This is a genomic window from Pseudomonas sp. S2_C11 (assembly GCF_054668395.1).
Genome location: NZ_CP162765.1, coordinates 5,518,703 through 5,543,299, shown reverse-complemented (window position 1 = coordinate 5,543,299; position 24,597 = coordinate 5,518,703). Strand labels below are relative to the sequence as shown.

Annotated in this window: 21 protein-coding genes; 7 read left to right on the top strand and 14 right to left on the bottom strand. The window is 61.1% G+C overall.

Annotated elements, in window-relative coordinates; translation table 11 throughout:
• Nucleotides 1-13: 13 nt before the first annotated feature.
• Entirely contained in the window at nt 14-397 is a 384-nt protein-coding gene (locus AB4N48_RS24860; RefSeq protein WP_252877130.1) for a COG4315 family predicted lipoprotein, read from the bottom strand.
• Nucleotides 398-548: 151 nt separating this feature from the next.
• On the opposite strand from AB4N48_RS24860, the gene phoB reads away from it, so the two are divergent.
• The 3 genes from phoB (at nt 549) to AB4N48_RS24845 (ending at nt 4,126) form a co-directional block, all read left to right on the top strand.
• Nucleotides 549-1,238 carry a phosphate regulon transcriptional regulator PhoB gene (gene phoB, locus AB4N48_RS24855; protein WP_007896474.1) on the top strand — a complete coding sequence of 230 codons (690 nt, stop codon included), beginning with the start codon at nt 549-551 and terminating at the stop codon, nt 1,236-1,238.
• Between the two features lie 137 nt (nt 1,239-1,375).
• Nucleotides 1,376-2,662: a phosphate regulon sensor histidine kinase PhoR gene (gene phoR / locus AB4N48_RS24850; protein WP_231991049.1), complete on the top strand. Its 1,287-nt coding sequence runs from the start codon at nt 1,376-1,378 to the stop codon at nt 2,660-2,662.
• Between the two features lie 123 nt (nt 2,663-2,785).
• On the top strand, nt 2,786-4,126 hold the full coding sequence (locus AB4N48_RS24845) for a hemolysin family protein (RefSeq protein ID WP_016772486.1): 1,341 nt from the start codon (nt 2,786-2,788) through the stop codon (nt 4,124-4,126).
• 172 nt (nt 4,127-4,298) lie between these two features.
• Here the strand turns inward: AB4N48_RS24845 and AB4N48_RS24840 are convergent, their stop codons facing one another.
• The 8 genes from AB4N48_RS24840 to AB4N48_RS24805 all read right to left on the bottom strand — a co-directional run bounded on the left by AB4N48_RS24840 (nt 4,299) and on the right by AB4N48_RS24805 (nt 15,234).
• Nucleotides 4,299-5,195, bottom strand: coding sequence for a peptidoglycan DD-metalloendopeptidase family protein (locus AB4N48_RS24840; RefSeq protein WP_460094473.1), 897 nt, complete (start codon nt 5,193-5,195; stop codon nt 4,299-4,301).
• 316 nt (nt 5,196-5,511) lie between these two features.
• Nucleotides 5,512-6,444, bottom strand: coding sequence for a response regulator (locus tag AB4N48_RS24835; RefSeq protein ID WP_041476598.1), 933 nt, complete (start codon nt 6,442-6,444; stop codon nt 5,512-5,514).
• A gap of 176 nt (nt 6,445-6,620) precedes the next feature.
• The gene (gene phoU, locus AB4N48_RS24830; protein ID WP_016772483.1) at nt 6,621-7,382 is read right to left on the bottom strand and encodes a phosphate signaling complex protein PhoU; all 762 of its coding nucleotides are present in this window, start codon (nt 7,380-7,382) and stop codon (nt 6,621-6,623) included.
• A gap of 119 nt (nt 7,383-7,501) precedes the next feature.
• Entirely contained in the window at nt 7,502-8,335 is an 834-nt protein-coding gene (gene pstB / locus AB4N48_RS24825) for a phosphate ABC transporter ATP-binding protein PstB (RefSeq protein WP_041476597.1), read from the bottom strand.
• A 143-nt stretch (nt 8,336-8,478) separates the two neighbouring features.
• The gene (gene pstA / locus AB4N48_RS24820) at nt 8,479-10,149 is read right to left on the bottom strand and encodes a phosphate ABC transporter permease PstA (protein ID WP_016772481.1); all 1,671 of its coding nucleotides are present in this window, start codon (nt 10,147-10,149) and stop codon (nt 8,479-8,481) included.
• Nucleotides 10,150-10,165: 16 nt separating this feature from the next.
• Entirely contained in the window at nt 10,166-12,451 is a 2,286-nt protein-coding gene (locus tag AB4N48_RS24815; RefSeq protein ID WP_024014834.1) for an ABC transporter permease subunit, read from the bottom strand.
• Between the two features lie 251 nt (nt 12,452-12,702).
• A complete protein-coding gene (locus AB4N48_RS24810) occupies nt 12,703-13,701 on the bottom strand; it encodes a phosphate ABC transporter substrate-binding protein PstS (RefSeq protein WP_016772480.1) in 999 nt (332 codons plus the stop codon).
• A 234-nt stretch (nt 13,702-13,935) separates the two neighbouring features.
• Nucleotides 13,936-15,234, bottom strand: coding sequence for an MFS transporter (locus AB4N48_RS24805; RefSeq protein ID WP_016772479.1), 1,299 nt, complete (start codon nt 15,232-15,234; stop codon nt 13,936-13,938).
• Nucleotides 15,235-15,611: 377 nt separating this feature from the next.
• Between AB4N48_RS24805 and AB4N48_RS24800 the strand changes: the two genes are divergently transcribed.
• Together AB4N48_RS24800 and AB4N48_RS24795 are read left to right on the top strand one after the other, a co-directional pair.
• Nucleotides 15,612-16,016 carry an acyl-CoA thioesterase gene (locus tag AB4N48_RS24800; protein ID WP_003229628.1) on the top strand — a complete coding sequence of 135 codons (405 nt, stop codon included), beginning with the start codon at nt 15,612-15,614 and terminating at the stop codon, nt 16,014-16,016.
• Between the two features lie 57 nt (nt 16,017-16,073).
• A complete protein-coding gene (locus AB4N48_RS24795) occupies nt 16,074-16,973 on the top strand; it encodes a D-hexose-6-phosphate mutarotase (protein ID WP_305381793.1) in 900 nt (299 codons plus the stop codon).
• A 232-nt stretch (nt 16,974-17,205) separates the two neighbouring features.
• Here the strand turns inward: AB4N48_RS24795 and AB4N48_RS24790 are convergent, their stop codons facing one another.
• The 5 genes from AB4N48_RS24790 to AB4N48_RS24770 form a co-directional block, all read right to left on the bottom strand.
• Nucleotides 17,206-17,742: a DUF3299 domain-containing protein gene (locus tag AB4N48_RS24790; protein ID WP_056790934.1), complete on the bottom strand. Its 537-nt coding sequence runs from the start codon at nt 17,740-17,742 to the stop codon at nt 17,206-17,208.
• A gap of 93 nt (nt 17,743-17,835) precedes the next feature.
• A complete protein-coding gene (locus AB4N48_RS24785) occupies nt 17,836-18,081 on the bottom strand; it encodes a GlsB/YeaQ/YmgE family stress response membrane protein (RefSeq protein WP_016772475.1) in 246 nt (81 codons plus the stop codon).
• A gap of 112 nt (nt 18,082-18,193) precedes the next feature.
• Nucleotides 18,194-19,276 carry a 5-(carboxyamino)imidazole ribonucleotide synthase gene (locus tag AB4N48_RS24780; protein ID WP_041476593.1) on the bottom strand — a complete coding sequence of 361 codons (1,083 nt, stop codon included), beginning with the start codon at nt 19,274-19,276 and terminating at the stop codon, nt 18,194-18,196.
• Nucleotides 19,277-19,286: 10 nt separating this feature from the next.
• Entirely contained in the window at nt 19,287-19,778 is a 492-nt protein-coding gene (purE, locus tag AB4N48_RS24775; protein ID WP_007920220.1) for a 5-(carboxyamino)imidazole ribonucleotide mutase, read from the bottom strand.
• Nucleotides 19,779-20,113: 335 nt separating this feature from the next.
• Complete coding sequence (locus AB4N48_RS24770) at nt 20,114-21,022, bottom strand: LysR substrate-binding domain-containing protein (RefSeq protein ID WP_024014837.1); 909 nt, start codon at nt 21,020-21,022, stop codon at nt 20,114-20,116.
• 180 nt (nt 21,023-21,202) lie between these two features.
• On the opposite strand from AB4N48_RS24770, the gene aspA reads away from it, so the two are divergent.
• Nucleotides 21,203-22,627 (top strand): aspartate ammonia-lyase, encoded by a 1,425-nt coding sequence (gene aspA, locus AB4N48_RS24765; RefSeq protein WP_016772472.1) that lies wholly within the window; start codon nt 21,203-21,205, stop codon nt 22,625-22,627.
• Nucleotides 22,628-23,110: 483 nt separating this feature from the next.
• Nucleotides 23,111-24,559 carry an alanine/glycine:cation symporter family protein gene (locus AB4N48_RS24760; RefSeq protein ID WP_016772471.1) on the top strand — a complete coding sequence of 483 codons (1,449 nt, stop codon included), beginning with the start codon at nt 23,111-23,113 and terminating at the stop codon, nt 24,557-24,559.
• Nucleotides 24,560-24,597 lie beyond the last annotated feature (38 nt).

Genomic DNA, 24,597 nt, shown 5'->3' with positions numbered 1-24,597 from the left:
GCGATCTTTTGCGTTATTTGGCCTTGGCGACTTTCCACGCGCCGTCCATTTTGCCGTCGCCGGTCATGTCGCCGGCCTTCTTGTCCATCACGAAGGTGTACAACGGCATGCCCTGGTAGGCCCATTGCATCGTGCCGTCGTCACGCTTGATCACCGTCCAGTCGCCCATGGATTTGTCACCCGCCTGCGCCATCAACGGCGGCCAGTTTGCCGCGCACTTGTCGTTGCACGCGGACTTGCCAGCGGAGTCCTTGGCGAAGGTGTACAGGGTCATGCCCTTGTGGTCGGTGTACATGCCGTCCTTCTCCATCGCCGGATCGGCCGCCATGGCCAGCCCCGGCAATGTCAGGGCGGCGGCCATCAGCAGGGCTTTGAAAGAAGCAGTCATCTGAGTCATGGAAACCTTCTTTTGTGGTTGTCAGGATTCGGACTTAGAGCTTAGTCGAGGATGGGTGCAAATGTTGCCGGCCTGAAATACTGTCACACGACTGCAATAATTCCGTTATCTAATGCGGCGCAAGACAGTTAAATGACAAGAGGATTAAGGCATGGTTGGCAGGAGCATTCTTATCGTCGACGACGAAGCGCCCATTCGCGAAATGATCGCCGTGGCGTTGGAAATGGCCGGCTATGACTGCCTCGAGGCAGAGAACTCGCAGCAGGCTCACGCCATCATCGTCGACCGCAAACCGGACCTGATCCTGCTCGACTGGATGCTGCCCGGCACCTCGGGCATCGAACTGGCCCGGCGCCTCAAGCGTGACGAGCTGACCGGGGACATCCCGATCATCATGCTCACCGCCAAGGGCGAAGAGGACAACAAGATCCAGGGCCTGGAAGTCGGCGCCGACGACTACATCACCAAACCGTTTTCCCCGCGTGAACTGGTCGCCCGCCTCAAGGCTGTGCTGCGCCGCGCCGGACCGACCGATGGCGAAGCGCCGATCGAAGTCGGCGGCCTGCTGCTCGACCCGATCAGCCACCGCGTGACCATCGACGGCAAACCCGCCGAGATGGGCCCGACCGAATACCGCCTGCTGCAATTTTTCATGACCCATCAGGAACGCGCCTACACCCGTGGCCAGTTGCTTGACCAGGTCTGGGGTGGCAACGTCTACGTCGAAGAGCGCACCGTCGACGTGCACATCCGGCGCCTGCGCAAGGCCCTCGGCGACGCTTACGAAAATCTGGTACAAACCGTGCGCGGCACCGGCTACCGGTTCTCCACAAAAGCATGAAAGCAGCTGCAAGCTTTCAGCTACAAGCGGCAAGAAACAGCGAGCCGCTCTGACTTGCAGCTTGTAGCTTGAAACTTGACGCTGCGGCTAAGGACGCCTCTGTGAATCAAAACTGGCATGGCACCCTGATTCGCCACATGCTGTTGCTGGTCACCGCCTGCCTGGTGATCGGCCTGATCACCGGCTATTACGGCTGGAGCCTCGCGGCGGGTCTGGGGCTTTATCTGGCCTGGACGCTCAAGCAATTGCTGCGTCTGCACGAATGGCTGCGCCAGCACCAACCCGACGAAGCGCCGCCCGATGGCTATGGTCTGTGGGGCGAGGTGTTCGACAGCATCTATCACCTGCAACGCCGCGACCAACGGGTGCGCGGGCGTCTGCAAGCGGTGATCGACCGGGTGCAGGAATCCACCGCCGCGCTGAAAGATGCAGTCATCATGCTCGACAGCGACGGCAATCTCGAATGGTGGAACCGCGCCGCTGAAACCCTGCTCGGCCTGAAGACTCCGCAGGACAGCGGCCAACCGGTGACCAACCTGGTGCGCCATCCGCGCTTCAAGGAATACTTCGAGCAGGACAGCTTTGCCGAGCCATTGGAAATCCCTTCGCCGACCAACGATCGCGTGCGCATTCAGCTGTACCTGACGCGCTACGGCAACAATGAACACCTGATGCTGGTCCGCGACGTGACGCGCATCCATCAGCTGGAACAGATGCGCAAGGACTTTATCGCCAACGTATCCCACGAGCTGCGCACACCGCTCACGGTGATCTGCGGCTATCTGGAAACCCTGCTCGACAATGTCGAAGAAGTGAACCCGCGCTGGAGCCGAGCTCTGCAACAGATGCAGCAACAGGGCGGGCGCATGCAGACGCTGCTCAACGATCTGTTGCTGCTGGCCAAGCTGGAAGCCACCGACTATCCGTCGGACAACCAGCCAGTGCAGATCGACACCTTGCTGCAATCGATCACCAGCGATGCGCAGCAGTTGTCCGGGGCGAAGAACCAGCGCATCAGCCTCGAGGCCAATGCCGGAGTGCTGCTCAAGGGCAGCGAAGCGGAGTTGCGCAGCGCGTTCTCCAATCTGGTGTTCAACGCGGTCAAGTACACCCCCGCCGAGGGCAACATCCGCATTCGCTGGTGGGGCGACGATCAGGGCGCGCACCTGAGCGTGCAGGATTCCGGCATCGGTATCGACAGCAAACACCTGCCGCGCCTGACCGAGCGTTTCTACCGCGTCGATTCCAGCCGCAACTCCAACACGGGCGGCACCGGCCTCGGCCTGGCCATCGTCAAGCACGTGCTGCTGCGCCACCGCGCGCGCATGGAGATCAGCAGCGTGCCCGGCCACGGCAGCACGTTCACCTGCCATTTCGCCCCGGCTCAGGTGGCCAGCGCACGGGCGATCAGCGCCGCCGAGTGATGCCGCCCGGCACACGCCACTAGGCAATCGCACGGTCAGCCGCTACATTGGCTGACTTGTGCCTGCCTTTCAGGCGCTGTTTCTCCCTACTTTCGAATCACACGGAACCCGCAAAACTCCATCATGGACCCTTCCCCTGGCTTGTCCCTCGCAACCATTTTTGCCGACTTCGGCATGATTCTTTTTGCTCTGATCCTGGTTTTGCTCAACGGTTTTTTCGTTGCAGCGGAATTCGCCATGGTCAAATTGCGCTCGACCCGGGTCGAGGCCATCGCTGAACAACATGGCTGGCGCGGACATATCCTGCGCACCGTGCACAGTCAGCTCGATGCCTACCTGTCGGCGTGCCAGCTCGGCATCACCCTCGCCTCTCTCGGTCTGGGCTGGGTCGGTGAACCGGCGTTCGCGCATATTCTCGAGCCGCTGCTGAGCGCAGTCGGCGTCGACTCGCCAGAGATCATCAAAGGCGTGTCGTTCTTCACCGCGTTCTTCATCATTTCGTACCTGCACATCGTGGTCGGCGAGCTGGCGCCCAAGTCGTGGGCGATCCGCAAACCCGAGCTTTTGTCGCTGTGGACCGCGGTGCCGCTGTACCTGTTCTACTGGGCGATGTACCCGGCGATCTACCTGCTCAACGCCAGCGCCAACGCGATTTTGCGTATCGCCGGGCAAGGTGAACCCGGCCCGCACCATGAACACCATTACAGCCGCGAAGAACTGAAACTGATCCTGCACTCCAGCCGTGGCCAGGATCCGAGCGATCAGGGCATGCGCGTATTGGCCTCGGCAGTGGAAATGGGCGAGCTGGAAGTGGTCGACTGGGCCAATTCCCGCGAAGACCTGATCACCCTCGAATTCAATGCGCCGCTGAAGGAAATCCTGGCGATGTTCCGTCGCCACAAGTTCAGCCGTTATCCGGTGTACGACAGCGAGCGCCAGGAGTTCGTCGGCCTGCTGCACATCAAGGATCTGCTGCTGGAACTGGCCGCGCTGGACCACATTCCCGAGTCGTTCAACCTGGCCGAGCTGACCCGCCCGCTGGAGCGCGTATCGCGGCACATGCCGCTGTCGCAGCTGCTGGAGCAGTTCCGCAAGGGTGGCTCGCACTTCGCCGTGGTCGAAGAGGCTGACGGCAACATCATCGGCTACCTGACCATGGAAGACGTGCTGGAAGTGCTGGTCGGCGATATTCAGGACGAACACCGCAAGGCTGAACGCGGCATTCTTGCCTATCAGCCGGGCAAGCTGCTGGTGCGCGGCGACACGCCGTTGTTCAAGGTTGAACGTCTGCTGGGCATCGATCTCGATCACATCGAAGCGGAAACCCTTGCCGGGCTGGTTTACGAAACCCTGAAACGGGTGCCGGAAGAGGAAGAAGTGCTGGAAGTCGAAGGCCTGCGGATCATCATAAAGAAGATGAAAGGGCCGAAGATTGTTCTGGCCAAGGTGTTGATGCTCGATTGATGGGAGTTTGGGGGGCTCTTGTGGCGAGGGGATTTATCCCCGTTGGACGGCGCAGCCGTCCCAAAACCATTGAATGCAGTCAGTTAGTACAGAGTTGCAATATTTGGGGCCGCTTCGCGGCCCAACGGGGATAAATCCCCTCGCCACAAAAACCCTCAACACCCTATCGCGCCTACTGCTTGCCCAACGCAAAGTTGGGCAACGCCCCCAGCGGCTGGTTGAACTGATAGGGAATCGATACCAGCCCTTCGCCGGTATTGCGCTGCACCACGAAATGCAGGTGCGGGCCGCTGCTGTTGCCGGTGTTGCCGGACAGCGCCAGCGGGCTGCCGACCTTGACCCGCTGGCCTTCGCGCACGCTCACCGAACCCTGTTTCAGGTGCAGGTACACGCCCATGGTGCCGTCGTCGTGCAGCACCCGGACGAAATTGCCGGAGGCATCGGTGCCGCGCCCGCTCTGGGAGTTCTCGGTCTTGACCACCACTCCCGCTCGCGCAGCGATGATCGGCGTGCCCACCGGCATGGCGATGTCCATGGCGTAGCGGTTCTTCGGCCCGTAGTGGCTGTATTGGCCGTTGGCGCCCTGACTCAGGCGAAACGGCCCGCCACGCCAGGGCAGCGGATAGCGATAGCTCTGCGCGGTGCCTGCGGGGTCGCCCAGCGAATACTGGAACTGCGGCGAATATACCAGCGGCTGGTCACGACTGATCGCCGTCAGCAGCGCCAGCCGCGTGTTGCTGCGCGGTGGCAGCACGCGACGGATCGCCTGCGCTGGCACGCCACGCACATTGCTCGTGCCGATGAAGGCCAGGGCAACCTCGACCGGCGCGTACAGATCGTTGCGCGCAAACACCACGTCGACGCCCTTCTGCTTCTTGATGTCCAGGTACACCTGGCGGTCGAGGCGCTCGACCATGCGGTCCTGAAACACGAACACTTTCGCGCCTTTGCTCGGGCGGTCGCTGTACGAGACCACGCCGTTGGCGTCGGTGGATTTGTAGATGGTCATGGCCATCACCAGCTGGGAGGCCAGGCAGAGACCGCAGAAAAACAGCAGGCGCGCGAGCATGGGCAAAAGTCTGTCGAAGGAAGGCCTGGGAATCAGCCTAGCAGCTGAGACAGACCAGGCTAGTCGACAGATGTTTCAAATGATCGTCCCCACGCTCTGCGTGGGGATGCAGCCCGGGACGCTCTGCGTCCCCTGCACAGAGGACACGGAGCGTCCGGTTGAGGCATTCCTTTGCTGCGCGTGGGAACGATCAGAGCACGGGAGACAAGTGGTGTTTTGGCTGGCCCCTTCGCGAGCAGGCTCGCTCCCACATTTGGAATGCGTTCCAGGGTGGGAGCGAGCCTGCTCGCGAAGGCGGCCTATCGGGCGACGAAGCTTACGCGCCGGGTACGAAATGCTTCTGCGCCGTGCCCCGGGCGATCAGGCGCGAGATGTAGTCGAGCTTCTGCGCATCCTGGTCGACAAAGCGGAAGGTCAGTTGCAGCCAGTCGCTGTCGGCTTTCTGCTCGTGGGCGACGATGGCGTGCAGGTAACCATTGAGCCGCGCGATCTCGGCGTTGTCGCCCTGCTCCAGATCGAGCACGGCGCTGTCGAGGATCTGCGGCAGGGTCTCGGTGCGCTTCACTACCAGCAGCGCCTCCTTGATGCTCAAGGCCTTGATCACGCATTGCTGGGTACCGCTCGGCAGGCGCAACTGGCCCTGCCCACGACCGCCCACCGGCGCCTTGGATGCACCGGGCGCCTGAACTGGCGGGCTGTTGAGCAAACCGCGCGACGGCGCAGCGGCTGGAGCGGGTGCAGCAGCGGCAGGCCTGGCCGCAGCGCCGCCGACCACGGCAGGCTTGCCGCCGGTCAGTGCGCTCAGGGAATCGTTGCCGAATGCCGAATTCATCTTGGTCGGCGCGCTGTTCATCAAGGTGTCGAGCTTGCCGACCTTGTTCAGTGCCTGCTTGACCTTGGTCAGCAGCTGCTCGTTGGTGAACGGCTTGCTGACGTAACCGGATACGCCGGCCTGAATCGCCTGCACGACGTTTTCCTTGTCGCCACGGCTGGTGACCATGACGAACGGCATGGTCTTGAGGTTGTCCTGCTCGCGGCACCAGGTCAGCAGTTCGAGGCCGGACATTTCCGGCATTTCCCAGTCGCACAGCACCAGGTCGAAAGCCTCTTTGGCCAGCATGGCCTGGGCCTTTTTGCCGTTGATGGCGTCCTCGGTGCGGATCCCCGGGAAGTAATTACGCAGGCACTTTTTCACCAGGTCACGAATGAACGAAGCATCGTCCACGACCAACACACTGATCTTGCTCATCCAACACCCCTATTAAAATCCCGGCAAGCATAACGCTGGCTGATGGCACATTGCCAAAACTCTTCAGTCACGCCGGGACTTTTCGTTCGCGGGTGCTGCTTTTAATACGAATCCGCTTCTGAAAAGCAGAAACAAAAACGCCCGGCCAGAGGGCCGGGCGCTTTTCTCAGGCAATCTTACTTATCGTCAGCTTCGCCCGGAACATTAGCGGTTTCAGCGCTTGTGCCTTCAACTTCTTCCTTCATGCGCTTGAGGCCCATGTGGCGCACGTCGGTGCCGCGCACCAGGTAGATCACCAGTTCGGAGATGTTGCGCGCATGATCGCCGATGCGCTCCAGTGAACGCAGAACCCAGATGATGCTCAGCACCCGCGAGATAGAGCGCGGGTCTTCCATCATGTAAGTGGCCAGCTCACGCAGGGCGGTTTTGTATTCGCGGTCGATGATCTTGTCGTACTGCGCCACCGACAAGGCCAGATCGGCGTCAAAACGCGCGAAGGCGTCCAGCGCATCGCGCACCATGTTGCGTACCTGGTCGCCAATGTGACGAACCTCGACGTAACCGCGCGGCGCTTCGCCTTCTTCGCACAGCTGGATGGCACGACGGGCGATCTTGGTGGCTTCGTCGCCGATACGCTCGAGGTCGATCACCGATTTGGAAATGCTGATGATCAAACGCAGGTCAGAGGCTGCCGGCTGACGACGGGCAAGAATGCGCAGGCATTCTTCGTCGATGTTGCGTTCCATCTGGTTGATCTGGTCGTCGATCTCACGGACCTGCTGAGCCAGGCCGGAGTCGGCCTCGATCAGCGCCGTGACCGCGTCGTTGACCTGCTTCTCGACCAGCCCGCCCATGGCAAGGAGGTGGCTGCGCACTTCCTCCAGTTCAGCGTTGAACTGCGCGGAAATGTGATGGGTAAGGCCTTCTTTGGAAATCATTGTTCGCTCCGCGAAAGTTGCAAGCTTCAAGCTGCAAGCTTCAAGCAGTTATGTGTAAGTCCTGATATCGCACCAATTCTTTCTTGCCGCTTGAAGCTTGCGGCTTGCAGCTGCTGCAATCAGCCATAGCGACCGGTGATGTAGTCTTCGGTCTGCTTCTTCGCCGGATTGGTGAACAGAGTATCGGTGTCGCCGAATTCCACCAGTTTGCCCATGTACATGAACGCGGTGTAGTCGGACACCCGTGCCGCCTGTTGCATGTTGTGGGTAACGATGACGATGGTGAACTTGGATTTCAGCTCGTAGATCAGCTCTTCGACTTTCAGCGTCGAGATCGGGTCCAGAGCGGAGCACGGTTCGTCGAGTAGCAGCACTTCCGGCTCGACCGCGATGGTACGGGCGATCACCAGACGCTGTTGCTGACCGCCGGACAGGCCGAGGGCCGAGTCGTGCAGACGGTCTTTGACCTCGTCCCACAATGCCGCGCCTTTCAACGCCCATTCAACGGCTTCGTCGAGGATGCGCTTCTTGTTGATGCCCTGGATGCGCAGGCCATAGACCACGTTTTCGTAGATGGTCTTCGGGAACGGGTTGGGCTTCTGGAACACCATGCCGACGCGACGACGCAGTTCGGCAACGTCTTCGCCCTTGCGATAGATGTTGTTGCCGTACAGGTTGATCGCGCCCTCGACACGGCAGCCGTCGACCAGATCGTTCATCCGGTTGAAGGTACGCAGCAGCGTCGACTTACCGCAGCCGGACGGGCCGATGAACGCCGTCACGCGCTGTTTCGGGATGTTCATGCTGACGTCGAACAGTGCCTGTTTGTCGCCGTAGTAGAGGCTCAGGCCCGGCACTTCGATGGCGACGGTTTCCTGCGCCAGGTTGAGGCTCTGCTTGTCGCGGCCCAGGGCAGACATGTTGATGCCGTGGCTGTGTGTTTCGTGCTGCATGGGAGGCTCCCTGTGCTAACAAATTCGGTTCGGTTTTGTAGGAGTGAGCCTGCTCGCGATTCAGGCGCTGCGGTTTGTCTATGAAACCGCGGTGATGCCTTCGCGAGCAGGCTCGCTCCCACATAAAAATCAGTGCTGCAAAATCAGCTATCCAGTGCTTTGTATTTTTCGCGCAGGTGGTTGCGGATATACACCGCCGACAGGTTCAGCGTCGCGATCACCAGCACCAGCAGCAGCGCGGTGGCGTACACCAGCGGGCGGGCTGCTTCGACGTTGGGGCTCTGGAAGCCGACGTCATAGATGTGGAAGCCCAGGTGCATGATCTTCTGGTCCAGGTGCAGGTACGGGTAGTTGCCGTCCACCGGCAGCGACGGCGCCAGTTTCACCACACCCACCAGCATCAGCGGCGCCACTTCACCGGCGGCACGGGCCACGGCGAGGATCATCCCGGTCATCATGGCCGGGCTGGCCATCGGGATAACGATTTTCCACAGCGTTTCCGCTTTGGTCGCGCCGAGGGCCAACGAGCCTTCACGCACGGTACGAGGAATCCGCGCCAGACCTTCTTCGGTCGCCACAATCACCACCGGCACTGCCAGCAGCGCCAGGGTCAGCGAGGCCCAGAGCAGGCCCGGCGTACCAAAGGTCGGCGCCGGCAGTGCTTCAGGGAAGAACAAGCGGTCGACCGAACCACCCAGCACGTAGACGAAGAAGCCCAGACCGAACACGCCGTAAACGATCGCCGGTACGCCGGCGAGGTTGTTCACCGCGATACGAATGACGCGAGTCAGGGTGTTCTGCTTGGCATATTCGCGCAGGTACACCGCTGCCAGCACGCCGAACGGTGTAACGATCATCGCCATGATCAGGGTCATCATCACAGTGCCGAAGATCGCCGGGAAGATCCCGCCTTCGGTGTTCGCTTCACGCGGGTCGTCGGAGAGGAATTCCCAGATCTTGCTGAAGTAGAAACCAACCTTGGTCAAGGTGCTCATGCCGTTTGGCTGGTAGGCATGCACGACTTTGCCCAGACCGATTTCGATTTCCTTGCCGTTGGCGTCACGGGCGGTCAAGGCGTCGCGGTTGAACTGTGCATGCAAATCAGACAGACGTGCTTCGATGTCTTTGTAGCGCGCGTCCAGCTCGGCGCGCTCGGACTCCATGTCCGCTTGTGCGGTGGCGTCGAGTTTGCCCTCCAGCTCCAGTTTGCGCCCGTGCAGACGGATTCGCTCGAGGCCGGCATTGATTGCGCCGATGTCGGTTTTTTCCAGCGTCTTCAGTTGAGCCGCAAGATCGTTCACCCGATCGATGCGCGCTTGCAGTTCAGGCCAAGCGGCCTCGCCTTCGGCGATGACCTTGCCGTCCTGTTTGACGTTGACCAGGTAGCCGTAGAAGTTGCCCCACTCGCGACGCTCGATCGCCATCAATTCTGGCGGTGTGGTCTGCTTGGTCAGCCACTCGCCGACGATCCAGGTGAAGTCGTTGCCGTTCAGGTCACGGTTGCCGACCTTGATCAGCTCGCGGGTCATGAATTCCGGACCTTCGTCCGGCACCGGCAGACCGGCGCTCTTCAGACGTGCGCGCGGCACTTCTTCTTTCTGCACCACTTCGCCGATCACCAGGTGATTGGCCTGGCCCGGTACGTCGTAATGCGCGTGGATCAGGTCCGCCGGCCAGAAGTGACCGAGACCGCGCACGGCAATCACCGCCAACAGACCAATGGTCATGATGACCGCGATGGACACCGCGCCACCGCTGATCCAGACGCCCGGGGCGCCGCTCTTGAACCATCCTTTCAGGGAGTTCTGTTTCACAGACTTCTACCTTTGCTTAAAGCGACGAGTATTTCTTGCGCAGACGCTGACGAATCAGTTCTGCCAGGGTGTTCATGACGAAGGTGAACAGCAGCAGCACCAGCGCCGAGAGGAACAGCACGCGGTAGTGGCTGCCGCCGACTTCCGACTCGGGCATTTCCACCGCGACGTTGGCGGCCAGGGTGCGCAGGCCTTCGAACAGGTTCATCTCCATGACCGGGGTGTTGCCGGTGGCCATCAGCACGATCATGGTTTCGCCGACCGCACGGCCCATGCCGATCATCAGCGCCGAGAAGATGCCCGGGCTTGCGGTCAGGATCACCACGCGGGTCATGGTCTGCCATGGCGTCGCACCCAGGGCCAGCGAACCCAGGGTCAGGCCGCGCGGCACACTGAACACGGCGTCTTCGGCGATCGAGTAGATGTTCGGGATCACCGCGAAACCCATGGCCAGACCGACCACCAGAGCGTTGCGCTGGTCGTAAGTGATGCCCAGGTCATGGGAGATCCACATGCGCATGTCGCCGCCGAAGAACCAGTTCTCCATGAACGGGCTCATGTACAGCGAGAGCCAGCCCACAAACAGGATCACCGGAATCAGCAGCGCACTTTCCCAGCCGTCCGGGACTTTCAGGCGGATCGACTCGGGCAGGCGGCTGAAGGTGAAACCGGCGACCAGAATGCCGATCGGCAGCAACATCAGCAGGCTGAAGATGCCCGGCAGATGGCCTTCTACGTACGGCGCGAGGAACAGGCCGGCAAAGAAACCGAGGATCACCGTCGGCATCGCTTCCATCAGCTCGATCACCGGTTTGACCTTGCGGCGCATGCCCGGCGCCATGAAGTACGCGGTGTAGATCGCCGCAGCGACGGCCAGTGGCGCGGCCAGCAGCATGGCGTAGAACGCGGCTTTCAGGGTGCCGAAGGTCAGCGGCGACAGGCTCAGTTTCGGTTCGAAATCGGTGTTGGCGGCGGTCGATTGCCAGACGTATTTAGGCTCGTCGTAGTTCTCGTACCAGACCTTGCTCCACAGCGCGCTCCACGATACTTCCGGGTGCGGGTTGTCGAGCAGCAGCGGTTGCAGCTTGCCGCCGGCTTCGACGATCACCCGGTTGGCGCGCGGCGACAGACCAAACAGGCCCTGGCCTTCAACCACCTGATCGACCAGCAACGTGCGGTGTGCGGTGCTGTGGAACACGCCGAGCTTGCCGCTGGCATCAAGGGCGAGGAAGCCTTTGCGGCGTTCTTCGGCAGCGATTTCAACGATCGGCGTGGTGCCCATCTGGAAGGTGCGGATCTGCTTCAGACGCTGCTCGCCATCGGTATCGCGAGCCATGAACCACTGGGCCAGACCGCCCTTGGAATCGCCGACGATCAGCGAGATACCGCCGACCAGCTGCGCGGTGGCAGTGACTTGGGCGTCAGCGTTTTCCAGCAGTTTGTAGCGCCCGTTGAGGCTCTTGTCGCGCAGGCTGAACACGTCGGCCTGAGCACGACCGTTGACCACGTACAGCCACTGCTGGCGCGGGTCGACGAAGATGTTTTTCACCGGCTCGGTCATCTGCGGCAGATCGATGCGCGTCTGCTCGTTGGTGACTTCGCCGGTCATCATGTTTTCTTCGCTGGTCAGCGACAGCACATTGAGTTGCGAGCCAGTGGAGCCGACCAGCATCAGCGTCGAGTCGGTGGCGTTGAGGCTGACATGCTCCAGCGCGCCGCCGCTTTCGTTCAGCGCAATTGGCGCCTCGCCATAGGGATATTCGATGGCCGGGCTGATGGTTTTCTTGCCATCGGGATAGCTGACTTTATAGGTATGACGGAACACCAGCGCCTGACCGTTGGACAGACCCACGGCCACCAGCGGATGACCCGGCTGGTCTTCGCCAATAGACGTCACAGTGGCGCCCGCAGGCAGCGGCAGATCGACACGCCTCAATTCAGCGCCACTGTCGAGATCGAAGAACAGCGCCTGGCCCTTGTCGGATACACGCATGGCCACCTGATTCTGCTCTTCGAGCGAGATCATCAGCGGCTTGCCCGCGTCCTGCATCCAGGCCGGGGTGATCGAGTCTTTCGCGGTCAGGTCGGCGCCTTGAAACAGTGGCGCAACGACGTAGGCGAGGAAGAAGAAGATCAGGGTGATGGCCGCGAGCACCGCCAGGCCGCCAACGAGGACGTACCAACGGGTGAAGCGATCCTTGAGCGCGCGGATGCGGCGCTTGCGTTGCAGCTCAGGCGTATTGAAATCAATGCGCTTGGGAGGGGAAGACGTAGTCATTGGGGAATTGGCCAGATCATTCATGCGCACACCCTAGCGATCCTGTATGACAGAAAGATGACAGTGCAGTGACGCAGCAAATCCGCCAGCCGGAAGTCCGGCAGCGGAGTCGAGAATTCGAGGTTGTGAAACCTGTGCAGGAGCTGTCGAGGGAACCGAGGCTGCGATCTTTTGATCTTGCGATCAGAGGCCAGATCAAAAGATCGCAGCCTCGTTTCACTCGTCAGCTCCTACACGGTTCCAGCAGGTCCGGGGGTTGCCCCGGATCTGCGGTGTTACTTCTTGGCGACAGCGCCGCCTTCTTGCAGACCGAGGTCAGCCAGTGCTTTGGCAGCAACCTTGGCAGGCAGCGGGATGTAGCCGTCTTTCACTACCACTTCCTGGCCCTGTTTCGACAGCACCAGCTTCACGAACTCGGCTTCCAGTGGCGCCAGAGGCTTGTTCGGGGCTTTGTTGACGTAAACGTAGAGGAAACGCGACAGCGGATACTTGCCGTTCAGGGCGTTTTCTTCGGTGTCTTCAATGAACTCGCCGCCTTCTTTCTTGGCCAGGGCTACGGTTTTCACGCTGGCGGTCTTGTAGCCGATGCCCGAGTAGCCGACGCCGTTAAGCGAGCTGCTGATCGACTGCACCACCGACGCCGAACCTGGTTGTTCGTTGACGTTTGGCTTGTAGTCACCTTTGCACAGGGCTTCTTCCTTGAAGTAGCCGTAGGTGCCGGACACCGAGTTACGGCCGAACAGCTGGACCGGCTTGTTGGCCAGGTCACCGGTCACGCCCAGGTCACCCCAGGTCTTGACGTCAGCTTTGGCACCGCACAGGCGCGTCGAGGAGAAAATCGCATCGACCTGAGCCATGGTCAGGTGCTTGATCGGGTTGTCCTTGTGCACGAACACGGCCAGAGCATCCACGGCAACCGGGATCGCCGTCGGCTTGTAGCCGTACTTCTGCTCGAAAGCCTGCAGCTCGTTGTCCTTCATCTTGCGGCTCATCGGGCCCAGGTTGGCGGTGCCTTCGGTGAGTGCAGGTGGCGCGGTGGAAGAACCGGCAGCCTGAATCTGGATGTTGACGTTCGGGTATTCTTTTTTGTAGTTCTCGGCCCACAGGGTCATGAGGTTGGCCAGGGTATCGGAACCGACGCTGGACAGGTTGCCCGACACACCAGTGGTCTTGGTGTAGCTCGGGATAGCAGGGTCAACAGCGGCGAACGCGTTGGCAGTCGCAACGCCAGCAGCGACAAAAGTCATTGCCGCCATCAAACGCTTCAGTTTCATGCCTTACTCCTAGCAGATAGGGTGTGTTAAGTCGGGGCCAAGTATCAGCAGGCCATGTGAACACTCTATGGCTGAAATATGACAATTGGATGAAAGGCCAGCATCGGGTTTTGCTGGATGATTTGTGGCGTCCCCATTCGCGAGCAGGCTCGCTCCCACAATTGAAATGCATTCCAACTGTGGGAGCGAGCCTGCTCGCGAAGTGGCCGGTATTGGTGGAGTAGATCCTGGGCTTTAGCGCCCCTTCTTCCAGAGCCAGGCGCCTACCAGAATCCCCATCCCGCACAGCACTGCCACATAGTAGGCAGGCCCCATTGCACTTTCCTTCAGCAGCAGGCTCACCACCATTGGCGTCAGGCCACCGAAGATCGCGTACGCGACGTTGTACGAGAACGACAGGCCACTGAAGCGAACCACCGGCGGGAACGCTTTGACCATCACGTACGGCACCGCGCCGATGGTGCCGACCAGCAAACCGGTCAATGCGTACAGCGGGAACAACCAGTCCGGGTGGTCGGCGAGGCTGTGGTAGAAGGTCCAGGAGCTGATCAGCAGACCGAGGCAGCCAAAGACGAAGACGCGACCGGCGCCGAAGCGATCGGCCAGCGCGCCAGCGCCAATGCAGCCGAGGCTGAGGAAGACGATGGCCAGGCTGTTGGCCTGCAGCGCCGTGGTTGGCGAGAAGTGGTAGACCGTTTGCAGCACGGTCGGGGTCATCAGGATCACCACGACGACGCCAGCCGAGAGCAGCCAGGTCAGCAGCATCGAAATGGCGATGGCGCCGCGATGATCACGCAGCACCGCGCGCAACGGCACTTCTTCGGCCAGTGCCTTGCGCAATTGCAGTTCGGCGAACACCGGAGTTTCGTGCAGCCAGCGGCGCAGGTACACAGAGAACAGGCCGAACACGCCGCCGAGCAGAAACGGAATCCGCCAAGCGTAATCCGACACTTCGGCTGGCGTATAAATGCTGTTGATCGCAGTGGCGACCAGCGAGCCGAGGAGGATGCCGGCAGTCAGGCCGCTGGTGAGCGTGCCGCAGGCATAACCGATGTGCTTTTGCGGTACGTGTTCGGAAACGAAGACCCACGCTCCCGGCACCTCACCGCCAATAGCGGCGCCCTGGATCACCCGCATCAGCAGCAACAGGATCGGCGCCCAGATGCCGATCTGCGCGTAGGTCGGCAGCAGCCCCATGATCAGCGTCGGCACGGCCATCATGAAAATGCTCAGGGTGAACATCTTCTTGCGCCCCAGCAGGTCACCGAAGTGCGCCATGACGATGCCGCCCAAAGGACGCGCCAGATAGCCGGCGGCGAAGATGCCGAAGGTCTGCATCAACCGCAGCCACTCAGGCATGTCGGCCGGGAAGAACAGCTTGCCGACGACGGTGGCGAAGAAAACGAAGATGATGAAATCGTAGAACTCCAGCGCCCCGCCGAGGGCGGACAGCGACAGAGTCTTGTAGTCATTGCGGGTCAACGGTCGTGCGGGTTGCTCGGGCTGCGCGAGGCTCGAAGGCGCTGTGGTCATGGCAAGGGCTTCTCTTATAGTCGAATCTGTCGCCACAACAACGCTGGCGGTGGCTTGGACAGGTTCGGCACCATAGCAAATTGTTCGAAAAAGCACATAGAGGCGCGTAATTGACGGTCGAAATCAGAACCGGGTGGTCGTCGCGGGGTCTATCGACCGATATACTCGCCACCTGCGCAGGATTTGTAAGAGGTTGCTGTGCGAAAACGTTGTTGGCCCGTCCTTTGCTCGGGATTTAGCCTTTTTCGCAGAGTTTCCCTTTAGGCGCCTGATGGAAAACGTGACGAACGCAGTGTGTTCGGTGTTGAATCGTTTTTCTTGAAGACGGCTACCACCCGCAATACCCACGAAGAGTCACGGGTCAGAGGCCCCTCGGCATGATAGAGCTCGAACAAGAAGATCCGATCCCACAGGGCGACCTGGCCCTGCAAATCACCGCACTTCCCCGCGAAACCAACGGCTTTGGCGATATTTTCGGCGGCTGGCTGGTCGCGCAGATGGATCTGGCCGGCACCGCCATGGCCAGCCGGGTGGCCGGTGGCCGCGTTGCCACTGTCGCCATCGACCGCATGGCGTTCCTCGTCCCGGTCGCGGTCGGCGCGCAGTTGTCCTTTTATACCCAGACCCTGGAAATCGGCCGCAGCTCGATCCAGATGATGGTCGAAGTGTGGAGCGATGACCCACTCTCCAGCGAATGGCGCAAGGTCACCGAAGCGGTTTTCGTTTTCGTCGCCATCGACGGCAGCGGTCGCACCCGTTCGGTGCCGCCACGCGCGCGTTAAACCTCGCGACCGTTTTGCGGTCGATAGTCGTCCCCAGTGTCTGATCGAGAGTTGCCCATGAACACGCCCAACGTTGAAGCCGTGAAACAGGATGAACTGAACTGCTGGCGCATCCGCCACGGCAAGGCCGAAGTGCTGGTGGCCCAGCAAGGCGCGCACATCCTCAGTTATCAGATCGACGGCCAGCCGCCGATCATCTGGCTCAACGACAAGGCCGAGTTCAAGACCGGCAAGAGCATCCGCGCCGGCGTGCCGGTGTGCTGGCCGTGGTTTGGCAAATTCGAACGCAACCCGAGCAGCGTGCAGGCCATGTACACCGGCGAGCAGCCGGCCCCCGCGCACGGTCTGGTGCGGGCGATGGACTGGGAGTTGGGCAACATCGAATCAGAGGCTGACGGCATCAAGGTCGAATTCAAGCTGCCCTACCCGGAAGGTGGCCTGCCGGGCTGGCCCCACGAAGTCGATCTGACCCTGACCCTGCATCTGGCGGATCAACTGCATTACAGTCTGACCAGCCATAACCGGGGGACGGACAGCGTCACGCTGAGTCAGGCGCTGCACACCTATTTCGCCGTGAGTGACGTGCGTAATGTGCATGTCGACGGCGTGGCCGGGCTCAACTACATCGAGACCCTGGACGACTGGAACACGGCCAGCCAGAGCGGCGATCTGCATTTCGCCGGCGAGACCGACCGCATCTACCTCAATGCTCCGCCGCAATTGAGCATCGTTGATCCGACCTGGGAACGACGCATCGTGCTGACCTCTACCGGCTCGCGCACTGCGGTGATCTGGAACCCGTGGATCGACCGCGCCGCCGCACTGCCGGACATGGACAACGATGGCTGGCAACGCATGCTGTGCATCGAAACGGCGAATGTGATGGATGATCTGGTGACCCTGGCGCCGGGTGCGCGCCATACGATGGGTGTTAGCGTGGCCGCTACGCCGCTCTAAGCTCTAGCGCAATACAAAAGGGCAAAGAGCCCCGTGGCGAGGGGATTTATCCCCGCTGGACTGCGCAGCAGGCCCCAGCTTTTGATTTAAAAAAAAGCGGGGGCCGCTGCGCGACCCAGCGGGGATAAATCCCCTCGCCACAGATAAATCCCTTCACCACAGATAAATCCCTTCACCACAGATAAATTCCCTCACCACAAAGGCTCGCTCCCAAATTTATGCGCGGCGCGCTTTAGAGGTCAGCTTCCTGCACCACCCGCACCTTCTCCGCCTCCAGCGCATACGCCGCATCCGCCAGGTCATTACTGACCTTTTCGATTTTAAGCGTGCCGGTCACCCAAAGCGGTGTGTAGATGTCCTCCAGCTTCAACCCTTTTGGATACCGCACCAGCACCAGTTGATTCGGCGGTGGTGGCGGCACGTGGATGCAGGCGCCCGGATACGGCACAAGGAAGAACAGCGTGCTGCGGCCCTTGGCATCCGACTCAAGCGGCACCGGGTATCCGCCGATGCGGATGTGTTTGTCGTTCATCGACGCTACGGTTTTCGTCGAATACATCACCGCTGGCAGACCTTTGGCCTGCTTCATCCCGCCCTTCTCGGTGAAGGTGCCGGTGGCTTCGGGGGAGTTGTGGTCGATTTCCGGCATGGCCTCAAGGGCCTTTTGATCCGACTTGGGCATCAGTTCCAGCCAGTCGGTTTCCGGCAGTTCGCCGGCGTGGGCGAGATAGCTGCCCAGCAAGAGGAGAGTCAACAGAAGACGGCGCATGAAGGTGCTCGGCAGGCAAAGGAATGGACGGTAAGTCGCCGCGCATTCTAGCCCTCCCGGCCGCGCTGGCCGAGAGGGCTTTGTCGCTTTCGATCAGTTCTTTTTGATCAGACCGTAGATCACCAGCAACACCACAGCGCCGACCAGTGCGCCGAGGAAACCCGCGCCCTCGCCCGCCTGATAGATGCCCAGAGCCTGGCCGCCGTAGGTGGCCGCCAGCGAACCGCCGATACCGAGCAGGATGGTCATGATCCAGCCCATGCTGTCATCGCCCGGTTTCAGGAACCGAGCCAGCAGGCCGACGATCAAGCCGATAAAGATGGTTCCGATAATTCCCATGGCATTTCCCTCTGATTTGGAAGATATGCGAAAGACTAGCCAGTGTTTCGCATCCTGCCATGAGAGAACAGCGGCCCCTGAATGGTTCCGCCGCTGCCACATGAAAGCGTTTTTACTCGGCGATCAGCGCTTCGACCTTGATGATCTGCGCTTGCAGCGTGGCCATGTCGGCGCAGCGCAGGTTGGCGTGGCCGACCTTGCGTCCGGCCTTGAAAGCTTTGCCGTAGTGATGCAGGTGGCAGTCTTCGATGGCGATGACTTTTTCCACCGGCGGCACTACGCCGATGAAGTTGAGCATCGCGCTCTCGCCGACCTTGGCGGTCGAACCCAGCGGCAGGCCGGCCACGGCGCGCAGGTGGTTTTCGAACTGGCTGCACTCGGCGCCTTCGGTGGTCCAGTGCCCGGAGTTGTGCACGCGCGGGGCGATTTCATTGGCTTTGAGGCCACCGTCGACTTCGAAGAACTCGAAAGCCATCACGCCGACGTAGTCGAGGTGCTTGAGCACGCGACTGGAATAATCTTCCGCCAGCGCCTGCAACGGGTGATCGGTGCTGGCAACCGACAGCTTGAGGATGCCGCTGTCGTGGGTGTTGTGCACCAGAGGATAGAACTTCGTTTCACCATCGCGGGCACGCACCGCGATCAGCGACACTTCGCCGGTGAATGGCACGAAGCCTTCCAGCAGGCAGGCAACGCTGCCCAGTTCGGCGAACGTACCGGCCACGTCTTCCGGTTTGCGCAGGACTTTCTGACCCTTGCCGTCATAACCCAGGGTGCGGGTTTTCAGCACGGCCGGCAGACCGATGGAAGCGACGGCGGCATCCAGGTCGGCTTGCGACTGGATGTCGGCGAAGGCCGGGGTCGGAATGCCGAGGTCTTTGAACATGCTCTTTTCGAACCAGCGGTCACGAGCAATGCGCAGGGCTTCGGCGCTCGGGTAGACCGGCACGAATTGCGAAAGAAACGCCACGGTTTCGGCCGGGACGCTTTCGAATTCGAAGGTCACCAGATCGACTTCATCGGCCAGTTGGCGCAGATGATCCTGATCGCCGTAATCGGCCCGCAGGTGTTCGCCCAGCGCGGCCGCACAGGCGTCCGGCGCAGGGTCGAGAAAAGCGAAGTTCATGCCCAGCGGAGTGCCCGCCAGGGCCAACATGCGACCCAACTGGCCGCCACCGATTACACCGATCTTCATCTCAACAACCTCAGGCAATACGTGGGTCTGGATTGTCCAGGACGCTGTCTGTCTGCTCGGCACGGAAGGTTTTCAGTACCGCGTGAAATTGCGGGTGCTTGGCGCCGAGGATGCTCGCCGAGAGCAGGGCGGCGTTGATTGCGCCGGCCTTGCCGATAGCCAGGGTGGCAACCGGAATGCCCGCAGGCATCTGCACGATCGACAGCAGCGAATCGACGCCCGAGAGCATGGCCGACTGCACCGGCACGCCCAGCACCGGCAGGTGGGTCTTGGCCGCACACATGCCTGGCAAGTGGGCTGCGCCACCGGCACCGGCGATGATCACCTCAATGCCGCGGCTTTCAGCCTCTTCGGCGTACTGGAACAGCAGATCCGGGGTGCGGTGGGCGGAAACCACCTTGACCTCGTACGGGATGCCGAGCTTTTCCAGCATATCGGCGGTGTGGCTAAGGGTGGACCAATCGGACTTGGAGCCCATGATCACGCCAACCAGTGCACTCATCGTCGCGCCTCTTCTCTCTGGAGCGCCCGCAGGCGCGTCATAAAACAACAAGCCACGCAGGTTGCGTGGCTTGATTGTACGAAAAATGGCCGGACGTGCCGGCCGAAGGCCGCGCAGTATACCGCAAAGAAAGCAATAAACAGCCCCCGAAACGACCATCTGTCAAATGAGCGAAACGCCCGGTTTTATTGACCTTGAGGTCAGCGAAAGAACACCGCAAAAATCCCCCTGTGGGAGCGAGCCTGCTCGCGAAAGCGTTGCGTCAGACGATACCTCAGCGCCTGAAACTCCGCATTCGCGAGCAGGCTCGCTCCCACATTCGATCTTCATCAGCTTCAAGCGCTTTGTGCGGCGCCACCTTCTAGTTTTCGCCACAGCAACCGCACGTTGGCCTTGCGCACCAAGGCGCAGCGGTACAAACGAATCTCCAGCGGCACATGCCACTGCGGGCCGCCGCACACCACCAGTTCACCGCGAGCCAGTTCGGCGCGTACGCTCAGTTGCGGCACCCAGGCAATGCCGAGGCCTTCCAGGGCCATGCTTTTCAGGCTGTCGGCCATCGCGGTTTCGTAGATCGTGGTGAAACGCAACTGGCGCTGGCGCAGCAAGCCGTTCACCGAACGCCCAAGAAACGCCCCGGCGCTGTAAGCCAGCAACGGCACACTCGCCTCGCCTTCCAGATCGAACAGCGGTTTGCCATCCAGATCTGCCGCGCACACCGGCAGCATTTCGGTCTGGCCCAAGTGCAGCGACGGGAAAATCTCCGGGTCCATCTGCATCGCCGAATCCGGGTCGTAGAACGCCAGCATCAGATCGCAGCCACCTTCACGCAAAGCGTGCACGGCGTCGCCAACGTTGGTCGCCACCAGCCGTGTGGCGATGTTCAGCCCTTCGTTGCGCAACTGGGCGATCCAGCGCGGGAAAAAGCCTAGCGCCAGCGAGTGCGCCGCTGCGACTTGCATGACCTCGCCCTGCCCGCCTTCCAGATGATGCAGGTGGCGCAGCACTTCACCGAGTTGTTCGACCACGGTGCGCGCAGTCACCAGAAACAACTGCCCCGCCGCCGTCAGTTCGACCGGCGTGCGCGAGCGATTGACCAGAGTCAGCCCCAGCGCCGCTTCGAGGCTGCGGATCCGCCGACTGAATGCCGGCTGGGTCACGAAGCGCCGTTCGGCCGCCTGAGAGAAGCTGCGGGTGGCGGCCAGGGCACTGAAGTCCTCGAGCCATTTGCTTTCCAGATTCATCACGTCCTCCCGGACACGCACCAAAACAGGTCACACGTCTGCCGCACAGGCGGCGTCACACGGGCATTATGCCGAATGTGCATAGGGCAGTGCTGAACAGCATTGGCCCAAAAATCCCCACAAGCCTAGCATTCGCAGCGTTCCGGCACAGACCGGGTCCTTATCGAGATGATTTCTATCATGTCCTCCGCTGCATCTTTCCGCACAGAAACCGACCTGCTTGGCGCCCTCGAAGTACCGGCCCATGCGTATTACGGCATCCAGACCCTGCGAGCGGTGAATAACTTCCGCCTCTCGGGCGTTCCGATTTCGCATTACCCGAAACTGGTTGTGGGCCTGGCGATGGTCAAACAGGCCGCCGCTGACGCCAACCGCGAGCTGGGTCACCTGAGCGAAGCCAAGCACGCTGCCATCAGCGAAGCCTGTGCGCGATTGATCCGCGGCGATTACCACGAAGAGTTCGTGGTCGACATGATTCAAGGTGGCGCCGGCACCTCCACCAACATGAACGCCAACGAAGTGATCGCCAACATTGCTCTGGAAGCGATGGGCCACGAGAAAGGCGAGTACCAGTACCTGCACCCGAACGACGACGTGAACATGGCGCAGTCGACCAACGACGCCTACCCGACGGCGATCCGCCTGGGTCTGCTGCTGGGTCACGACGCGCTGCTGGCCAGTCTCGACAGCCTGATTCAGGCCTTCGCGGCCAAGGGCAAAGAGTTCGACCACGTCCTGAAAATGGGCCGTACCCAGCTGCAAGACGCCGTGCCGATGACCCTCGGCCAGGAATTCCGCGCGTTCGCCACCACCATGGGCGAAGACCTCGCGCGTCTGAAGACGCTGGCCCCGGAACTGCTGACCGAAGTCAACCTGGGCGGCACCGCGATCGGCACCGGCATCAACGCCGACCCGCGTTATCAGGCGCTGGCGGTACAGCGTCTGGCGCTGATCAGCGGGCAACCGCTGGTACCGGCCGCCGACCTGATCGAAGCGACCTCCGACATGGGCGCCTTCGTGCTGTTTTCCGGCATGCTCAAGCGCACTGCGGTCAAGCTGTCGAAGATCTGCAACGACCTGCGCCTGCTGTCCAGCGGCCCACGCACCGGCATCAATGAGATCAACCTGCCGGCGCGTCAGCCAGGCAGCTCGATCATGCCCGGCAAGGTCAACCCGGTGATCCCGGAAGCCGTGAACCAGGTCGCGTTCCAGGTCATCGGTAACGACTTGGCGCTGACCATGGCAGCCGAAGGCGGCCAGCTGCAACTGAACGTGATGGAGCCGCTGATCGCTTTCAAGATCCTCGACTCGATCCGCCTGCTGCAACGTGCCATGGACATGCTGCGCGAGCACTGCATCGTCGGCATCACCGCCAACGAAGCGCGCTGCCGTGAACTGGTCGAGCACTCGATCGGTCTGGTCACCGCACTGAACCCGTACATCGGCTACAAAAACGCCACCCGCATCGCCCGTATCGCTCTCGAAAGCGGCCGCGGCGTGCTGGAACTGGTGCGCGAAGAAGGTCTGCTCGACGAAGCCATGCTCGCCGACATCCTGCGCCCGGAAAACATGATTGCCCCGCGTCTGGTTCCGCTCAAAGCCTGAGCCGACGCGAACTTGTAGCACCGCTCACCAGGTCGAGGGACTAGACACCTCTCACCTTTTGAGGGCTTGGGGATTTTGTCCCCGAGCCCTTTTTTTAACTTCTTTGCGGGCAGGACGTTAGATGCTTTGTATATTCGATACCGCCAAGATCGCAGCCTTCGGCAGCTCCTACAGGATTGACGTGCACCTGTAGGAGCTGCCGAAGGCTGCGATCTTTTGATTTGCAGCAACCTCGTTTCGTCGCTTGCACCACTACCGTGCAGACGGGCGCGCCACTGATCGGTATAGTGCCGCCCCTCTTCGCGTGAGCGGTCGTCGGTAACGAGGCCATAACCCATGCGAAACCCGAACTAATAACAAAACCCGCGATATGGATCCGGGACGAAACCTTCGCCTCACCCGTCGTGCCGCGCGCAGACCGGTGTAACACGATGTTTCTCCGATCCAGCATTTGCACCCACAAAAAACAGCGAGGATAAATCCATGCTCGAAGTCATCAACGACTTCCTCTCAGGGAAAGTACTGATCGTGCTCATTGTCGGGCTCGGTAGTTACTTCACGATTCGCTCGCGTTTCGTTCAACTGCGTCATTTCTTCCACATGTTCGCGGTGTTCCGCGACAGCCTCAAAGGCAGCGCCGGGCAACTCAGCTCGTTCCAGGCCTTGATGCTCAGCCTCGCCGGCCGCGTCGGTGCAGGCAACATCGCCGGTGTCGGCATCGCCGTGACTCTCGGTGGTCCGGGTGCGGTGTTCTGGATGTGGGTGACCGCACTGGTCGGCATGTCCAGCAGCTTCTTCGAGTGCACCCTGGCCCAGGTCTACAAGCGCGCGGATGGCGACGGCCTGTACCGTGGCGGTCCGGCCTATTACATCCAGCACGGGCTCAAGCTCAAAGGCATGGCGATAGTCTTCTCCGTTCTGCTGCTGGTCACCTACGGCTTCGCCTTCATCGGCCTGCAGTCCTACACCGTGACCCACTCGCTGCAGAACGCCTTTGACTTCAACCCGCAACACACCGGTATCGTCCTCGCGGTGCTGCTGGCCATCACCTTTATCGGCGGGATCAAGCGCATCGCTTCGGTGTCCGACCTGCTGGTACCGATCAAGACCCTGGCCTACATCGGCGTGACCCTGTACGTGATCGGCACCCAGATCGAACACGTGCCGGCCATGCTGGAAACCATCTTCAAGAGCGCCTTCGGCCTCGACCCGGCCTTTGCCGGCCTGCTCGGCAGCGCCATTGTCATGGGCGTGAAGCGTGGCGTGTTCGCCAACGAGGCGGGTCTGGGCAGTGCGCCGAACGTCGCCGCCGTCGCCGCCGTCAAGCACCCGGGCGCGCAGGGCGTGGTCCAGGCTTTCAGCGTGTTCCTCGACACCTTCGTGATCTGCACCTGCACCGCGCTGCTGATCCTGCTGTCGGGCTTCTACACCCCGGGCTTCGAAGGTGACGGTATCGTCCTGACCCAGAACTCGCTGGCTGCCGTGGTCGGTGACTGGGGTCGCATGTTCGTCAGCGTTGCGCTGTCGCTGTTCGTCTTCACCTGCATCCTCTACAACTACTACCTGGGCGAGAACAGCTTGCAGTTCCTCAGCCGCAACCGCGCCCTGCTGATGCTGTTCCGCGGCCTGGTGCTGGCGCTGGTGGTATGGGGTTCGATGCAGGACCTGACGACGGTGTTCGCCTTCGCCGACATCACCATGACCTGCCTGGCCTTCGTCAACCTGGTGGCCTTGGCCATGCTGTTCAAGGTCGGCCTGCGCGTGATGCGCGACTACGATGAGCAGCGTCGCGCCGGCGTCAAACAGCCAGTGTTTGATTCGAGCAAATTCGCCGATCTGGATCTGGATCGCAACGCCTGGCCGGTGAACCCGCCAGCAGCGGCGGGCCAGACTGAAACTGCGCCGCAAGGCGTACCTGCAGCGCAACGCTGACAGGTGAATGACGGGCGCATCCCCTGCGCCCGTCAGTT

Coding starts and splice junctions, on each gene's coding strand:
- AB4N48_RS24860 (WP_252877130.1), bottom strand. CDS start 397: ATGACTCAGATGACTGCTTCTTTCAAAGCCCTGCTGATGGCCGCCGCC.
- phoB (WP_007896474.1), top strand. CDS start 549: ATGGTTGGCAGGAGCATTCTTATCGTCGACGACGAAGCGCCCATTCGC.
- phoR (WP_231991049.1), top strand. CDS start 1,376: ATGCTGTTGCTGGTCACCGCCTGCCTGGTGATCGGCCTGATCACCGGC.
- AB4N48_RS24845 (WP_016772486.1), top strand. CDS start 2,786: ATGGACCCTTCCCCTGGCTTGTCCCTCGCAACCATTTTTGCCGACTTC.
- AB4N48_RS24840 (WP_460094473.1), bottom strand. CDS start 5,195: ATGCTCGCGCGCCTGCTGTTTTTCTGCGGTCTCTGCCTGGCCTCCCAG.
- AB4N48_RS24835 (WP_041476598.1), bottom strand. CDS start 6,444: ATGAGCAAGATCAGTGTGTTGGTCGTGGACGATGCTTCGTTCATTCGT.
- phoU (WP_016772483.1), bottom strand. CDS start 7,382: ATGATTTCCAAAGAAGGCCTTACCCATCACATTTCCGCGCAGTTCAAC.
- pstB (WP_041476597.1), bottom strand. CDS start 8,335: ATGCAGCACGAAACACACAGCCACGGCATCAACATGTCTGCCCTGGGC.
- AB4N48_RS24815 (WP_024014834.1), bottom strand. CDS start 12,451: ATGAATGATCTGGCCAATTCCCCAATGACTACGTCTTCCCCTCCCAAG.
- AB4N48_RS24810 (WP_016772480.1), bottom strand. CDS start 13,701: ATGAAACTGAAGCGTTTGATGGCGGCAATGACTTTTGTCGCTGCTGGC.
- AB4N48_RS24805 (WP_016772479.1), bottom strand. CDS start 15,234: ATGACCACAGCGCCTTCGAGCCTCGCGCAGCCCGAGCAACCCGCACGA.
- AB4N48_RS24800 (WP_003229628.1), top strand. CDS start 15,612: ATGATAGAGCTCGAACAAGAAGATCCGATCCCACAGGGCGACCTGGCC.
- AB4N48_RS24795 (WP_305381793.1), top strand. CDS start 16,074: ATGAACACGCCCAACGTTGAAGCCGTGAAACAGGATGAACTGAACTGC.
- AB4N48_RS24790 (WP_056790934.1), bottom strand. CDS start 17,742: ATGCGCCGTCTTCTGTTGACTCTCCTCTTGCTGGGCAGCTATCTCGCC.
- AB4N48_RS24785 (WP_016772475.1), bottom strand. CDS start 18,081: ATGGGAATTATCGGAACCATCTTTATCGGCTTGATCGTCGGCCTGCTG.
- AB4N48_RS24780 (WP_041476593.1), bottom strand. CDS start 19,276: ATGAAGATCGGTGTAATCGGTGGCGGCCAGTTGGGTCGCATGTTGGCC.
- purE (WP_007920220.1), bottom strand. CDS start 19,778: ATGAGTGCACTGGTTGGCGTGATCATGGGCTCCAAGTCCGATTGGTCC.
- AB4N48_RS24770 (WP_024014837.1), bottom strand. CDS start 21,022: ATGAATCTGGAAAGCAAATGGCTCGAGGACTTCAGTGCCCTGGCCGCC.
- aspA (WP_016772472.1), top strand. CDS start 21,203: ATGTCCTCCGCTGCATCTTTCCGCACAGAAACCGACCTGCTTGGCGCC.
- AB4N48_RS24760 (WP_016772471.1), top strand. CDS start 23,111: ATGCTCGAAGTCATCAACGACTTCCTCTCAGGGAAAGTACTGATCGTG.